Origin of the sequence: Entomohabitans teleogrylli, from assembly GCF_001484765.1 — a bacterium.
In the GTDB taxonomy this organism is placed as follows: Bacteria; Pseudomonadota; Gammaproteobacteria; order Enterobacterales; family Enterobacteriaceae; genus Entomohabitans; species Entomohabitans teleogrylli.
The window spans coordinates 12903-27983 of the sequence record NZ_LLXO01000044.1; the positions used below are offsets into that span (position 1 = coordinate 12903).

The 15081-nt window shown below is 52.2% G+C and carries 13 protein-coding genes and 1 pseudogene; 11 read left to right on the forward strand and 3 right to left on the reverse strand.

Going from position 1 to position 15081, the window contains the following annotated elements; genetic code table 11:
- Positions 1 to 15: 15 nt before the first annotated feature.
- The 4 genes from AQ981_RS23930 (at position 16) to AQ981_RS23945 (ending at position 4154) form a co-directional block, all read left to right on the forward strand.
- A complete protein-coding gene (locus AQ981_RS23930; protein ID WP_058914276.1) occupies positions 16 to 1095 on the forward strand; it encodes an alanine racemase in 1080 nt (359 codons plus the stop codon).
- A gap of 18 nt (positions 1096 to 1113) precedes the next feature.
- Positions 1114 to 2274 carry a M20 family metallopeptidase gene (locus tag AQ981_RS23935; RefSeq protein ID WP_058914277.1) on the forward strand — a complete coding sequence of 387 codons (1161 nt, stop codon included), beginning with the start codon at positions 1114 to 1116 and terminating at the stop codon, positions 2272 to 2274.
- 17 nt (positions 2275 to 2291) lie between these two features.
- On the forward strand, positions 2292 to 2753 hold the full coding sequence (locus AQ981_RS23940; protein WP_058914278.1) for a RidA family protein: 462 nt from the start codon (positions 2292 to 2294) through the stop codon (positions 2751 to 2753).
- Between the two features lie 117 nt (positions 2754 to 2870).
- Positions 2871 to 4154 (forward strand): MFS transporter, encoded by a 1284-nt coding sequence (locus tag AQ981_RS23945; protein ID WP_058914279.1) that lies wholly within the window; start codon positions 2871 to 2873, stop codon positions 4152 to 4154.
- Between the two features lie 139 nt (positions 4155 to 4293).
- Here the strand turns inward: AQ981_RS23945 and AQ981_RS23950 are convergent, their stop codons facing one another.
- Positions 4294 to 4953: a helix-turn-helix domain-containing protein gene (locus AQ981_RS23950; RefSeq protein WP_058914280.1), complete on the reverse strand. Its 660-nt coding sequence runs from the start codon at positions 4951 to 4953 to the stop codon at positions 4294 to 4296.
- A 344-nt stretch (positions 4954 to 5297) separates the two neighbouring features.
- On the opposite strand from AQ981_RS23950, the gene AQ981_RS23955 reads away from it, so the two are divergent.
- The 5 genes from AQ981_RS23955 (at position 5298) to AQ981_RS23975 (ending at position 10743) form a co-directional block, all read left to right on the forward strand.
- Positions 5298 to 5825, forward strand: a complete 528-nt coding sequence (locus AQ981_RS23955) for a fimbrial protein (protein WP_058914281.1) — start codon at positions 5298 to 5300, stop codon at positions 5823 to 5825.
- Between the two features lie 116 nt (positions 5826 to 5941).
- A complete protein-coding gene (locus AQ981_RS23960) occupies positions 5942 to 6625 on the forward strand; it encodes a fimbrial biogenesis chaperone (RefSeq protein ID WP_058914282.1) in 684 nt (227 codons plus the stop codon).
- A 32-nt stretch (positions 6626 to 6657) separates the two neighbouring features.
- Positions 6658 to 9168, forward strand: coding sequence for a fimbria/pilus outer membrane usher protein (locus AQ981_RS23965; RefSeq protein ID WP_249226383.1), 2511 nt, complete (start codon positions 6658 to 6660; stop codon positions 9166 to 9168).
- A 125-nt stretch (positions 9169 to 9293) separates the two neighbouring features.
- Entirely contained in the window at positions 9294 to 10196 is a 903-nt protein-coding gene (locus AQ981_RS23970; protein ID WP_071609006.1) for a fimbrial protein, read from the forward strand.
- Between the two features lie 16 nt (positions 10197 to 10212).
- A complete protein-coding gene (locus AQ981_RS23975) occupies positions 10213 to 10743 on the forward strand; it encodes a fimbrial protein (RefSeq protein WP_071609005.1) in 531 nt (176 codons plus the stop codon).
- Between the two features lie 44 nt (positions 10744 to 10787).
- Here AQ981_RS23975 and AQ981_RS23980 read toward each other — a convergent pair whose 3' ends face one another.
- Positions 10788 to 12020: a multidrug efflux MFS transporter MdtM gene (locus AQ981_RS23980; protein ID WP_058914286.1), complete on the reverse strand. Its 1233-nt coding sequence runs from the start codon at positions 12018 to 12020 to the stop codon at positions 10788 to 10790.
- Between the two features lie 26 nt (positions 12021 to 12046).
- Positions 12047 to 12883 (reverse strand): annotated as a pseudogene (locus AQ981_RS23985) (class I SAM-dependent methyltransferase); the annotation flags it as partial.
- A gap of 501 nt (positions 12884 to 13384) precedes the next feature.
- On the opposite strand from AQ981_RS23985, the gene AQ981_RS23990 reads away from it, so the two are divergent.
- Positions 13385 to 14179, forward strand: a complete 795-nt coding sequence (locus AQ981_RS23990; protein ID WP_249226384.1) for an AraC family transcriptional regulator — start codon at positions 13385 to 13387, stop codon at positions 14177 to 14179.
- An 83-nt stretch (positions 14180 to 14262) separates the two neighbouring features.
- Complete coding sequence (locus AQ981_RS23995) at positions 14263 to 14874, forward strand: LysE family translocator (protein WP_058914288.1); 612 nt, start codon at positions 14263 to 14265, stop codon at positions 14872 to 14874.
- Positions 14875 to 15081 lie beyond the last annotated feature (207 nt).

The following is a 15081-nucleotide window of genomic DNA, read 5'->3' on the forward strand; positions in this document are numbered from 1 at the left end:
CCGTCAGGAGGAAAAATGTTAACCACACCTTACGTTGCGCTGGATATGGATATCATGGAAAAAAATATTACCGCCATGACGTCCGGGCTGGCCCGCAACCATATTCAGCACTGGCCGCATATCAAGACCCACAAATCGGTGCGTCTGGCGCAACTGGAACAGCAACTGGGGGCGAGCGGGATTACCTGCGCCAAACTTTCTGAAGCGGAAGTGATGGCCGCCGGCGGGATCACGTCAGTCCTGTTGGCCTACCCGCTGATTGGCGACGATAAATGCCAGCGCTATGCGGAACTGGCGCGCAAAATAACTATCCGCACTATCGTCGACAGCCTGCCGGGCGCGGAAGGGCTTTCCCGGGCGGCGGTGAAAAATGGCCTGACGTTTAATATTGATATTGCTATTGATTACGGCGCCCACCGCGAAGGTATTCAGCCGGATCAACTGCTGGATTTCGCCCGCGATGTAGCGGCGCTGCCGGGGTTAAGAGTGAAAGGCGTATTCACCTATGCCGGCACCATTTATCAGTATCGTAATGAGGCCGATATTCGCCGGGCGGCGCGGGAAGAAGCGGCGCTGTTAATTAACAGTCGGGATATCCTGAATGCCCATGGTTTTGAGATCGAGATTTTATCCGGCGGTTCGACACTTTCTTCTTTTTATGCCGATGAGCTGAAGGGAATTAGCGAATCCCGGGCCGGGAACTTTATTTTCGGTGATATGAATGCCATTAACGGCGGTATTTATACCCCGGAGAACTGCGCCCTGACGATTTGCGCCACGGTGGTGAGTATTCCGCTGCCAGGTTATGCCACCCTGGATGCCGGAACCAAGTCACTGACCTCGGATCTGTCCGCGACACCGGGCTCTTATGGGCTGATTCAGGAGTATCCGGATGTGGAACTGGTGAAACTGAATGAAGAGCATGGCTATTTACGCTATGACCCGGAGAAAGTTTCCCTGACTATTGGCGAGCAGGTACATATAATTCCCAACCATTGTTGCGTGGTCGCTAATCTGGTCGATGAAATATATGCCTTCCGCAATGGCGAATTCTGCGAAACGATGACTATTGATGCCCGCGGTAAAAGTTATTAATTAACTGAGATTATTATCATGACTGACATTGAATTAACTGCCGATGAACGGCAGGAGCTGGTTACGCTCCTTTGCAGCCTGATACAGCATCCTTCGGAAAACCCGCCGGGGAATGAACAAGCGGTGGCGCTGTTTATTGCCGATGTATTGCGCGGAGAAGGCATTGACACTGAAGTTCAGGAAGTGGTGCCGGGGCGCCCCAATGTGATTGCTCGCCTGAAAGGGCAACAGCCAGGTAAACGGCTGATCTTCAACGGCCATTCTGACGTGGTGCCGTGCGGCGAGGGCTGGTCGGTAGATCCGTTTGCCGCGGTGGTTGACGGCGATCGCATTGTTGGACGCGGTGCGGCGGATATGAAATCCGGGGTAGCGGCGATGATGTATGCGGCGATCCTGATTAAACGCCGCCAGTACGCTTTCAACGGAGAAATTACTCTGCTGTTTAACGTCGACGAAGAGCGGGTTAACCTGGGGATGGAGCACTTTGTCGCTCAGGGCGTTAAGGCAGATTATGCCATTATCGGCGAACCTACCTCGCTGGAGATTTGCGTGGCCCATAAAGGGGTCAGCCGTACCCGTTTGACCACCCACGGTACCGCGGGACATGCGGCGAAAACCCGTAACCCGGACAGCGCTATCGACAAAATGGCGCGGCTGTTGCCGGAGCTGCTCGAAGAATGCTGCCGGGTGAAACAACAGCATCATGCGCTGCTGGGCAATGCCTCCATGCTGGTGACGACTATTCAGGGCGGCAGCGCGCCGAATATTGTGCCGCAGTCGTGCTGTATTGAAATTGACCGCCGGGTATTGCCGGGGGAAATGCGTAATGAAATTAATGACCGACTACAGCGCGCGCTGGCAGGCGCCGGGCTGAAGGCACCGCAGGATTATTCGCTGGAGAATTACCTGTTTATTCCGGCATCGGCCATTGAGCAGTCGCATCCGCTGGTGGAGGCGGCCTGTCAGGCGGTTGATGCGGTAACCGGGACGGCAAAGAAAACGAATTTTGACGCCACCTGTGAAGCGCCTTTCTTTTCGGTGGCGTGCCAGATCCCAACTATTATTATGGGGCCGGGAGATTTAGCCCAGGCTCATGTAAAAGATGAGTTTGTGCGTATTGAAGAATTACACCAGGCCGCGCAAATATATACTTCACTGGCATTAGATTTATTGAAATAAATTATCAGGAAAAACACATGAATATTGAAGCTCGTTTAGCTGAGCTGGGTATTACACTCAGCGAGCCGACTGCACCCAAATTTTCTTATGTACCGGTAAAACAGACCGGCAAATTACTGTATACCTCGGGCAATGACTGCCGGGTGAATGGTGAGCTGATTTACCAGGGAACGCTGGGAAAAGATCTGTCTATTGAACAGGGGCAGGAGGCGGCGCGCCAGTGCATTATCAATATCCTCTCTTCTTTGAAAGGTTACCTTGGCGATCTGGACCGCGTGGCCGGCTGTATCAAGATGCTCGGTTTTGTGCAGAGCGCGGATGACTTTAAAGAGCAGCCGCTGGTAATGAACAGCGCTTCGGATTTGCTGATTGCGGTATTCGGCGAATCCGGAAAGCATGCGCGTTCGGCTATCGGTACCAACACATTGCCTTTTGATACACCGGTTGAAATTGAATTGATTTTTGAAATTAAAGACTAGTCAGAAAAGTAATACACAGCATTCTTGATACCTCCGGGAATATACCCGGGCCCAGTGACGCCATTATTTCGCACTGCGCGCAATGATGGCGTGATTAACATTACAAAAGGATGATATATGTCCAGTCAAGCAAGCCCTCGCCTGAAGCGTTTGCAAATTATGGCATTATTGTTTTTGCTCGTGGCGGGTATTATTAACTTCCTCGACAGAACGTCACTGTCTATTGCCAACACCACGATTCGTGAAGAAATGGGGCTGACGGCGACGGAAATGGGGTTACTGCTGTCGGTTTTCTCATTCGGTTACGCGCTATGCCAGCTCCCGATTGGTATGGTGATGGAGCGTTTCGGGGTTAAGAAAGTTTACGGCTTCGGCATCTTCCTGTGGTCGGCGGCTCAGACCGCGCTGGGATTTGTCGGTTCCTTCAGCCAGATGATTGTTGCCCGCGTGGTGCTGGGTATCGGCGAATCTCCACATCTGCCGACCGGCGTTAAAGTGGTCAACGACTGGTATAACATTCGCAAACGCGGCGTGCCGATGGGTATCGTCAATATGTCGTCGACCCTCGCCCAGGCGCTGGCGCCACCGCTGCTGATCGCCATGATGCTGGCCTTTGGCTGGCGGATGATGTTCATCATCATTGGGGTGAGTGGGATTGTTCTTTCCATTCTGTGGTTTATGTTCTATCGCAACCGCGAAGACGCCGGGCTGTCGGCGCAGGATATCGCGCACCTGGAGGAAGAAACGCCGCCCTCCAGTAAAGAAAAAGTGACGCTTAAAGACTGGGCCGGGCTGTTTAAGCAAAAATCCATGTGGGGCATGATCATTGGCTTTAACGGTGTGGGCTATATGGTATGGCTGTTCCTGACATGGCTGCCATCCTACCTGGAAATGTCGCGCGGTTTAAGCCTTGAGAAAACCGGCTGGGTTGCCGCTATTCCCTTCCTGTTCGGCGCGGCGGGGATGCTGGTCAACGGCGTGGTGGCTGACTGGGTGATGAAGCGCGGCGCGGATAAGATGAAGAGCCGTAAATGGATGATCTGCCTGGGTCTGCTGTGCGCGGCAGGTTTCACACTGCCGGCAGCCTACACAGAAAGCACCTTTATGGCGGTGGCCTGCATCAGTATGGCGCTGTTCTCTATCCACTTCGCCGGCACCTCGGCGTGGGGGCTGATTCTGGTGTCGGTACCGTCGCGTCTGATTACCTCGGTGAGCGGCATCCAGAACTTCGGTGGTTTTATCGGCGGGTCTTTCGCGCCAATTATCACCGGTATGATCCTCGATAATACGGGTTCGTTTACCCTGGCGCTGGTCGCCTCCTCGGTTATCGCTTTTATGGCATCGCTGGTTTATTTCTTTATGGTCAATAAACCGGTCGTTGACCCGGCCGCGGTAAATTAAAGCCGATATAGTCTGAGCCGCCTCGTCAGGGGCGGTTATTTTTTTGTATGGTTTTATATATTCATAATTTATATGAATTACCTTTTAAATATACGCGCCGCATTCTTTTTACAGATTTATATTATTTGTTTTGTGAATATTAAAATTTTTCCGGGAAGCCGTTAATTTTAATCAAGACACCGCGAATCATTTCCAGATGTCCTTCCGCTTTCAGCCTGGCCAGAATACGCATTACGCCGCTGCGTGATAAGAATGTGCGTGACAGAATGTAATTAGCGGCAGCGATCTTGAGTCGGATTTCCGGAGGTTCGTTATCCAGTTCGATCAGTAGTCGGCGAATTATCTCGTAGGCCGAAAGCTGAGAAACGGCCAGACAGTGGGAATAGACTTTCGCTGACGAATAATCAAGGATCTTCGCTACGCTTTCCCACAGGGACTGTTCCTGAATTATTTTATAGGCATCAGTTAACGGCAATGTAGCGTATTCCGTGGTCCCCTGAGTTCGAATATAGAGCTGCCGGGTGTAAGTTAACTGCTGGCTGAGGCCGAAAATATACGGGGCGGTTTCGGAGTTCAGGATCAGACAGTCACTGCTGCGATAGAGGGCTACGCTGCCCTGGAGTAGCAACAGGCACTGGCGTTCATTGTTTTTGTAGGTACTCAGGTTTCTTCTGCCTTCGGTTGTTTTTATCTGGCAACCTTTGCGGAAGTTCTTAATTAATAAATCAATGTGTTGCTGCGGTTTGACCAAATGATCCACAGCATCATCGCGTAACGTTTTATTGTCATATTCACTCATGACTTTGATTTTACTCCATAAAAGCACTCATCTGTAGTTGAGATAAATCTCCTGTGGCTATTATTATGATAATTATCACCTGAATAAAGTCAGTCTTTGTCTACGATTGGACAAAAAACGGATTGTCGGAATCAGGAAAACTGTTCAAAAATATACACTGACAAGGAAGTAACTCAATCATAACGGATAGTATCTTTGTAACAGATTATGAGTGTTAAGCCATTTTTTTGTTTGAAATTTGTGCTGTGCTTCATAACACACAATATAAAATCATTGTCGGCGTATTTTCTTTATTCCAGTCAATGGTCATGGAAAGTACCTGTATACGCTATAGGGAACAGATTATGAAAAGAGTTATTCTGCGAGGATTGTTTGTGGTATCGGCTTTGTCTACTGGCATGAGTTATGCGGCGGACGGGACGATCAACTTTACCGGAAGTATTCTGGATGCTGCCTGTACCATCGATATTGGCAGTGGGAACACTATGACGGTGAACCTTGGCAATGTTGCCAAATCGGCATTCTCCGCCGCCGGAGCGCAGTCTTCGGTCACTAAATTCACCATTAAACTCAAGTCTTGCCCCGGCGCGGTTACCAGCGCGAAAATCAAATTTGATGGCACCAGCGATAGTACCAATAGTGGATTGCTGGCGATTGGTTCGGGAACGGGAAATGCCAGAGGTGTGGCAATTCGGTTAATGACCGCGGATAAAAATAATTTACCTCTTAATGAGCTCAATCAATATAGCTATACGCTGGCAGAAAACAAAGTCAATGAATTAAACTTCTATGCCGCCTACCAGGCAACATCGGCGACAGTGGTGGCCGGTACGACGAATGCGGTTAGCAATTTCACAATAAACTATAATTAACTATACCCATAACAGTACTGTAATGGTGACTCAGGAAAATCAATTCTCGAGAAAATCACCGTCTGGCATGTTATTTGGTAATGGAAGATTTACCTGCAATTTTTACAGGACGTAATATGAATGCGCTATTCAGGTTTTTCAGTGTTCTGCTATTAATGGCGTTGCTAATGCTAAATGCCCGGGCGGGTATTGTTATCGGCGGAACCCGCTTGATCTACGATGGTAATAAAACCGAGTCATCGCTAAGTATTCGTAATCCGGATCGTATTGTCTGGCTTATCCAGTCATGGATTGAGCCTCCTGACCACCATAATCGTATAGATACGGTGCCGTTTATTATTACGCCGCCGCTCTTTCGCCTTGCGGAAAGACAGCAAAATGTGATGCGCGTGGTGCGTACCGGGACATTGCCCGGCGATCGGGAATCGCTTTATTGGTTGAATATAAAGTCTATTCCTTCCGTGGAACGTCGGGACAATACCCTGCAGTTTGCGGTGAAAACCCGGATTAAGTTGATCTATCGTCCACCGGCACTGGCTGCGGAAATGTCGGAAGAGGAAATTTATCATCTGGTATGGCAACTTTCCGGTACTGATATAGAAGTGAAAAATCCCGGCCCCTATTATATTAACTTTAATGATATCTCGGTGAGTGGAGTGCCATTACCTGATGTTTCCTGGGTGGCGCCTTTCTCCACTGCGCACTTCCGGCTACCTAAAAAAGGGCTTTCAGGTGAAATATCTTTTGAGGTAATTAATGACTTCGGTGGTGTCAGTAAAAAATATATGGTTAAAAGCTGATTGTTGATATTTTTATAATCAGGCGGTGGATCGTGACATTTGCCAGGGTAGTAAAATCTCATCGTCCATTAATGATGTACTTTGCCAGTGTCGTATTTTTTCTGTCCGGGTTGAATAAATCCCAGGCAAGCGATTATTTTAATCCGGCATTACTGGAGCTGGATAAATCCGGGGTGCATAGCGCCGATCTGGCGCTTTTTGAATCCGGCGCTCAGGCGCCAGGGATATATCGGGTGGAGATTCTGGTCAATTCCCACACCGTGGATACCCGGGATGTGATGTTTACGGTGGATACGCAAGAAAAAGACAGGCTGACCCCCTGCCTGAGTGTGCAACAACTGGAAGGGTATGGGCTAAAACCAGGCTTACTGCCCGCGCCGTCCGGCGACAATGAGTGCGCCAGTCTGGCCGCCATTCCTCAGGCTGGAGTGAGGTTTGATTTTGCGCAGCAACAACTGTTGTTAAGTATCCCTCAGGCGGCTCTGGTACATACCTCCCGGGGTTATGTCGCGCCCGAGCGCTGGGATGAAGGAATTACGGCGCTGCTGCTCAATTACAGTCTGAGCGGCGCTACGCAGCGTAGTCGGGGCGTCTCTGCCAATAACCTGTATGTTAATTTGCGCCCGGGAGTGAATATCGGCCCCTGGCGGCTGCGCAACTATATGACATGGCAGCGGGATGAGAGTGGCAGACAGCGGTGGGATACGGTGTATAGCTGGCTGCAACGCGACATTGTGTCGCTGAGATCTCGCCTGATGCTGGGCGACAGCGCTTCACCGGCAGATATTTTTGATAGCCTGGCGTTACGCGGTGTGCAAATGGTCTCTGATGACGACATGCTGCCTGACTCCCTGAAAGGCTATGCGCCTGTGATTCGTGGCATTGCACGGTCCAACGCCCGGGTGGTTGTCGAACAAAATGGCTACATGATTTACCAGACCTATGTGGCGCCGGGCGCTTTTCTGATCGCCGATATGTATCCGACCGGCGGTGCGGGCGACCTGCAGGTCACCATTGAAGAAAGCGACGGGAGCCGGCAATACTTTGTGGTGCCGTTCGCCTCTTTGCCAGTGCTACGGCGTGAAGGGAGCCTGAAGTATGCTGCGACCATGGGGCGCTACCAGGCTTATGATCGGCATGGCCGACAGCCTATATGGGGCCAGGCCAGCGCCAGTTACGGATTGCCTGGTGGGTTAACTATCTATGGCGGTGTTCAGCATGCCAGCGTTTATCGCGCTCTGGCGTTGGGCGTGGGTAGTAATCTGGGGAGAATTGGCGCGCTGTCTGCGGATGTCACCCAGGCGGCCTCTTCGCTGCAAAGTACGGATAAACGCCACGGTCAGTCATGGCGGTTACGCTATAGCAAAAGTGTGGCGCAGACCGGTACTTATATCAGCGTTGCCGGTTATCGTTATTCCACGCGCGGTTATTACAACCTGCAGGAAGTGCTGGATTCACGAAGCAGCGCTGATTTTCTTGTTGAACGGCGGCGCCAGCGGACTGAGCTGACGCTTAACCAGCCGCTGGGGGAAAACCGGGGATCGCTGTCAGCCAGCGTGGTTCGCGAAGATTACTGGAACAAGCCCTATGGGATGGTCTCCTGGAGCCTTGGTTATAACAATAGCTGGCGGGGGATTGGTTACAGCCTGGTGTACACCTGTGGCAAAAATGGCCGCGCCGGAAATAACGGTAGCGATATTTCAGATCAACAAGAGCGAACGGTGGCGCTGAATATCAGTGTTTCGCTGAGCCATTTTATGCCAAATACCTGGGCCAACTATAACCTGATCCAGGGGCCTCATAACTCCGTGCGCCATTCCGCAGGGATCAGCGGCGTCGCGCTGAAAAATCGCGCCCTGAACTGGAATGTCCAGCAAGGATACGATGCCGGCGGCCAGGGGTATTCCGCCAGCCTGAGTGCGAATTATAAAGGCGCATCCGGGGAAGGGCGTCTGGGCTACAGCTACAGTGAGGATTTCCGGCGTGCCAGCTATGGCATTGATGGCGGCATTCTGCTTCATGGCGATGGTATAACACTGGCTCAGTCGCTGGGGGAGACGAACATCCTGGTGAAAGCGCCGGGCGCTGCCGGGGTGGCGGTGAATAATCAGGATGGCGTAATCACTGATTCGCGGGGATATGCCGTCGCCAACTACGCGTCACCATATCGGGAAAATGATGTCGTGCTGAATACAACGACGTTGCCGGAAGAGGTGGAATTAACGCTGGCGGCGCAAACTGTGGTGCCGGGCAGGGGGGCGATTGTCAGAGCAAATTTTGCCACCCATTCCGGTAAGCGGATATTAATGACTCTGTATCGGGCTGCCGGGCAGGTAGTACCGTTTGGCGCCATGGTAAGTCTGGATGGCGGTAGTTTCATTGTTGGTGAAAAAGGTCAGGTCTATATTACCGGCGCGGCGATGTCCGGTACGCTGCTGGTTAAATGGGGCAACGCCGGTCGCCAATCCTGTCGGGTAAGTTATTCATTATCCCGTCAGCAAAATCATTCCGGTATTTTCTTTAGTCATGGATATTGTCATTAATGGAAAATAAAAATCACGGTCTGTGCAGTATTTTTTTTAGCGCGCTGTGGCCTCTGTTATTACTATATAGCTGCCATGCCGGTGCCTGTAAATATATTAATGGCTATACAGAAAGAAGGTCGGTTGTGAATTTTGGCGATGTCGTTATTCAGCGGGATACACCTGCGGGAACCGTACTGGCGCGCGTGGAGGATGCCAGCCTCGATAATATCAAGGAGAATATCATTGAATGTGATAGTGCGCCAAAGGTGATGAGATATGCTGATTCCACCTATAGCACCTTTGTGTACAACGGTATTACCTATTTTGATATCGGGGTCCCCGGAGTTGGTTTGCGCATGAGCAGCAAATCCGGTTACTGGCAGGCCGTTTGGCATGGCGGCGCGTTACCTGTTCGTCTGCAGGGGGGGGTATGCGTGTCTTCTGTTTTGTTTTACCGATATTGCGGGGGATCGTGGGGGAGGGGAGGCTTAATTTTTGAACTGGTAAAAACCGCAGAGCAAAGCGGTTCGGGGCCAGCGAAAAGCGGCGGGACGTTAATTCGCGCATCGGTAGAGAACTATTTATACGCCTATACTTTTACCCTCGCGCCTGGCTTTATCAATACGGTGAAATGTAATGTTGTCACCGGCGATCTTAATTTTTCGATTGGCGATGTTTCAGTCGCCGAATTTAACCATCATATTGGTACGGTTTCGGTGAAAAATAATACCCAGTCTCTGGTTCTGGACTGCGATCTGGCCGTCAACATCCATATTACACTGCATGGAATACAAAACCCTGATGTGAATGACCAAAGCGTGCTGGCGCTTACCGGGCGAGGGAGAGCGGGGGTCGCCGATGGAATTGGCGTGCAGTTGCTTTATGACGGTACGCCTTTGCAGCTTAATCAACGTTTACGTCTCAGGTCAGACAGCCCGCGGGGAGTAGTACGCTTTCCAATTACCGCGCGCTATTACCAGACGAAGAGCACCGTGGTGCCAGGAGAGGCAAACGCCGTCGCCACGCTGGTCATCACCTATCAGTAAATAGTCAGGAGGCGCTATGGCACCATCAAAGCGTGTGCGGCTGGCAATAATAGTGATGGGGATTTTCGGCTATTGCGCTCAGGTCCCAGGGGCTGATGTGGTGACGTTGGCGGTTTTCGGCAGAATTACTGCGCTACCCTGTGAGGTAGCCAGCGATAGTCTGGCCAGGAGTGTGGATCTGGGAAATGGCGCCAGGATAATAAAATCAGCGCTTCAGGGCGCCGGAAGCGCGACGCCGTGGGTGCGTTTTGATGTCAATGTGATCAACTGTCCTCCCGGTACGCGGCTGGCGACTATCACATTCAGCGGTAATCCGGATCCCTCTCACCCGGAGGATATGTACCAGAACAACGGTACTGCCAGTCGGGTCGCGGTTCAGCTTACTGGTACCGGCGGGGAAAAATTCGGCAACGGAAGACGGTTTACCGGAACGATACACAATAACCGCTATAGCTATCATTTACAGGCGCGCCTGTTCAGCGCTCAGGGACAAACTACTTCGGGAACCGTTAACTCCACGGTGACGATATCCTTCACCTGGCAATAGTGACAGTCTCCCGCGGCGCAATCGCCCCGCAGAAGACGCCAGAGTCATGATGCAGAAACTTCCGCAGGGGCTGTTTTTGTCGCCATCAGGGTCAGTAGTCGGGCAAGGCATATCACCGTCAGAATGCCGCATCCCAGCGCCAGCATATGAAACGAGAGGCGTCCTCCGGCTTCGAGATACAGCCAGCGCGCTATTTCTACCGAACCGGCACAGGCGCTGAGTACCACAATATTCAGGGACGCTGAGACGGTGCCTTTCGGCAGATCGTTAGAAAACAGCGTAAAGCGGAACAGGGTCGGAAAAACCGCGCCAACGCCAAATGCGTAGATACTGGTGCCGGCGACCGACCATATCCAGACGTGGGGATAAAGTTGGTTGCCTGCAATCAGTAGCGCCAGACCGGTAATCTGTATTGGTACACAGCGCCAGATAAAGCGTGGTGAGGTGGGATCCTTGATGAATTTAGCGATCATCATATTGGCAAGGATCACGGCGCCAAACACCGGGACCTGGGTCCAGGCAAACTGTCCTGAAGACATCCCGCCATCATCGATCAGGATCACCGGCGATACCGCTACCCAGGTCATCATAGGTACATAGCTGAAGGAGATGGTCGCCACGCCGGCGATAAATATCCGGTTGCGGAATACCTGACGGAAATCCTGCAGGACGCTGATGACATTAAATGAAACGCTTTTCTGTTTAATGGTTTCCGGCATACACAGCAGCAGCCCCAGCCAGGCGATAAACCCCATACCAGCGATGATTCCGAACAGGGATTTCCAGTGCATAAAATGTATCAACGTGGCGCCGACCAGCGGACCGATGATCGGCGCAATCAGTACCACGGAGGTGATGATCGCCATCAACTTTATGCCTTTGGTTTCCCCGAAGGCTTCCTGAATCGTCACATACCCGACGGTGGCGATAAAGCAGATGCTGGTGCCCTGAACAATGCGCGCCAGCAGATATTGCTCCATGGTGGTAGTAAACAGCGTCGCCAGGCAAGCCAGGGTAAAGATCAGCGCCCCGCTGAGCAGTACCGGTCGGCGTCCCACCCGGTCGGAAAGCGGACCGAGCAGCCACTGTAACGCCATGCCGCCAGCCATATACATACTGATGGAGGCCGGCGCCAGGCTGACATCGGCATTAAATTCCCGTACCACATGAATGATTCCTGGCTGGATCATATCCGTGGTCAGGTAGGCGGCGAATTCATAAAGAATCAGCGCCACCGGAAAAAGCAGCAGAGAAAGTGGTGAAGAAATCCGGTGCATAAAAGAGTGACTCCTTAAATATCCTGCGCTTTGCGGGCCAGCAAAACGTACAAACTGTCAGTGAAATCGCTACCCGATGGCCAGTCCTGCTCCGGGAGGCGCTGCACCTGCCGGAAATCGTATTGCTCAAGCAGCACCAGATACTCTTCGTCGCGCCAGGCCTGGGTCTGGCTGCCAAAGCGGCGCGTGACGCCAGATGGGGTAATCGCCCACCACAGGGTAGAGGCGGTTTGCGTCGCGGCATTCCAGGCGCTTTCCGTCAGCAGCAGATGAGGTTCAGCAAGAAACAATCCCTGCGGGCAGCTTTCCCAGCGCGGCTGCGCCATCCCCATATTTTGTACCGCCTGAAAAGTGTGAACCTCGAGTAATAACCACCCTCCCGGGCGCAACTGACTGGCGATGTGTGACAGCAGGTGACGGGCATCTCCGGCGCTGAAAACATTAAATTCACCGAAGGTCATCATGATGAGATCCTGAGGCGTTGTGGCAACAAAGCGGCGTACATCCTGCTGCTGATAATGAATGCTGAGGTCTGCCCGTTGCGCCTCGCGGCGTGCGTGGTCGATCGCCGCCGGGGAAAAATCCACCCCGGTACAGCGAAACCCCCGGCTGGCAAGGCGCTGCGTATAAAACCCCGGCCCGCATCCCAGGTCCAGGATGCGGGCTCCGGCGGGTAACTGGCCGGCTATCCACTCGACCTGTTGTTCGATAAGCGAAAAGCGCCGGCTGGCCCAGTCATGCTGCTGAGAAAGGTGGTTTTCCAGCATACGCTGGCTGAATTCTGGCTCATCCCAGGGGATTTTCTGTTCGTTCGCCGCCAGGGTTACCGGTCGGCGAGCGTGAATAATATCGTTGAGATCCATGGGGTTTTCCTTAAATTGCCCCCTGTTTTGCGGGGCGAGTTTATTTTTCGACACGTCCGATCATTGTGATGAAATTGAAGTTGTGGTCGGCTTTGGCGGCCATCGGATCCGGGGCGCACTGGCAGCGAGCAACAGAGGGTTGTGGTGACTCATTGTTAACCTCACTCCGCGCGGCATTAACGATGGCGCGGGGATAAACAACGAAATTCAATATCGCAGGGGGAAAGCGTAAAATGACGATCCCGGAAAACCGATATGGCTATGTATTGAATTTCGTGCAATCAAAACCACTGCCTGAGCGCGATAGCATCAGACAAAAATGGGGCTTTTCTGGCTAAAAGCAGAAAGCGTTACTGATTACGCACAATCGTCAACACATAAACTCCGGAATGCTAAGAAATGGCGCAGAAAAGATACTATACACCTGAAATTATATATTGATTGATATCAATATTATTTGTGTGGTTAATGGATGGTGCATCTATTCCTGGTGGAGGCTCTGTGGACAGCAGTGGGTCATTTCCTATACGTAACCGGCTGGCGCCGGATGTGGAAGCGTTTTGTCTGATCTCCGATCGCGCTTTTGCCCGCCATAGTCACGATCAATTTGGCGTTGGCGTCATTCTTTCCGGCGGCCATCGCTCCTGGAGCGGCAACGGCATGGTCGAAGCGGGGCCCGGGCAGGCGATCATGGTGAATCCTGGCGAAATGCATGATGGCTCACCGCTGGCCGGGCAAAAGCGTCGCTGGCAGATGTTGTACTTTACGCCTGAGCAGATTTATCAGCGGTCGGGAAAGCGCGATTTTGAATTTTTGCGCCCGGCGGTGGACGATCTGCTGCTGAGCCAGCGAATCATGGACTATTTTAATGTGGTTGCCGACGGTCATGCTGAATTGCTGGCCGTGGAACAGAGTGGCCAGCTACTGCTGCAAAGGCTGTTTGCCCGGCACGGAACGTCCCGGGTTACGCGCGACGCAATGCCTGGGGCGGATCTTCGCCGCGCAGTGGAGCGCCTGGAAACTGCGTCAGACGCTGTGTCGCTGCAGGAACTGGCTCAGGATACCGGCCTGAGTCGTTTTCAGGTGATACGAGCTTTTGTCCGGCAACTGGGTATTACGCCACATGCCTATCTTATTCAGGCGCGCGTGCGCCGGGTTCGCTGTCTGTTGCTGGCCGGGAGGAGTCTGGCACAGGCCGCCGTTGAGGCAGGTTTTGCCGATCAGAGTCATATGACCCGCGCATTCCGGCGCCAGTTTGGTATTTCTCCGGGTCAGTATCAGACAGTTCTACGCTGAGTTCATCTGCAATTTCGTTCAAGACGCATTGCCGCGCCATCGCGATGATGGCGCCACTCTATGCCGTATCAGGAACGCTGTGTATGACACTCTCTTTTTTTATCACTTCACTATTTATTGTACTGCTGCCCGGTGTTGGGGTGATGTATACCCTGGCGATGAGTGTATCCGCAGGGCTGCGCGCCGGGATTCTGGCTACCGTGGGATGTACGCTGGGCACCTTGCCACATTTACTGGCGGCGGTGTCCGGCGCGGCGCTGTTTCTTGAGGATAATCCGCGTTTTTTGGTGGTGATGCAGTATGCGGGAGGTGTGTGGCTGCTGTACATGGCGTGGCAACTTTGGCGGGACAGTAGCCAACTGGAATTCCGTGATAAGGAAAATGCTACCGGGCGACAAATTATTGTCCTGGCGATTTTAATGAACGCGCTAAATCCAAAGCTTACGCTGTTCTTCTTTGCGTTTTTACCGCAGTTTGTTGCCGGAGAGAGGCACGTAGTGGCGCAGATGACAATGCTGGGCCTGGTGTTTGTGTTGATGACCTTTGTCGTTTTCTTGCTTTATGCGCTGTTTGCGCTGGCGCTGCGCCAGGCTTTGTCTTCCCGACCGGCATGGTACATCTGGTTTCGCAAAGGGGTTGCCGTACTGTTTGTGCCGATCGCTGTCAGTATGATGCTGGGGATATCCGGTTTTTAGGGAATGGCGGCAATTCTGTGGGAAAACCAATCGATTTGGCTATTAAATACCCGGTTGGGATTTTTTTTAAAATTACTCCTTGCCAGCGCAGAATTACGGCCTATAATTCGCCGCCACTGCCCGGGGAAATGTGAATGACTTCACAATATGATGGGTGGTGATAGAGAAAATCCTGAATGTCAGGGTTGACTCTGCAAGAGGAACGCG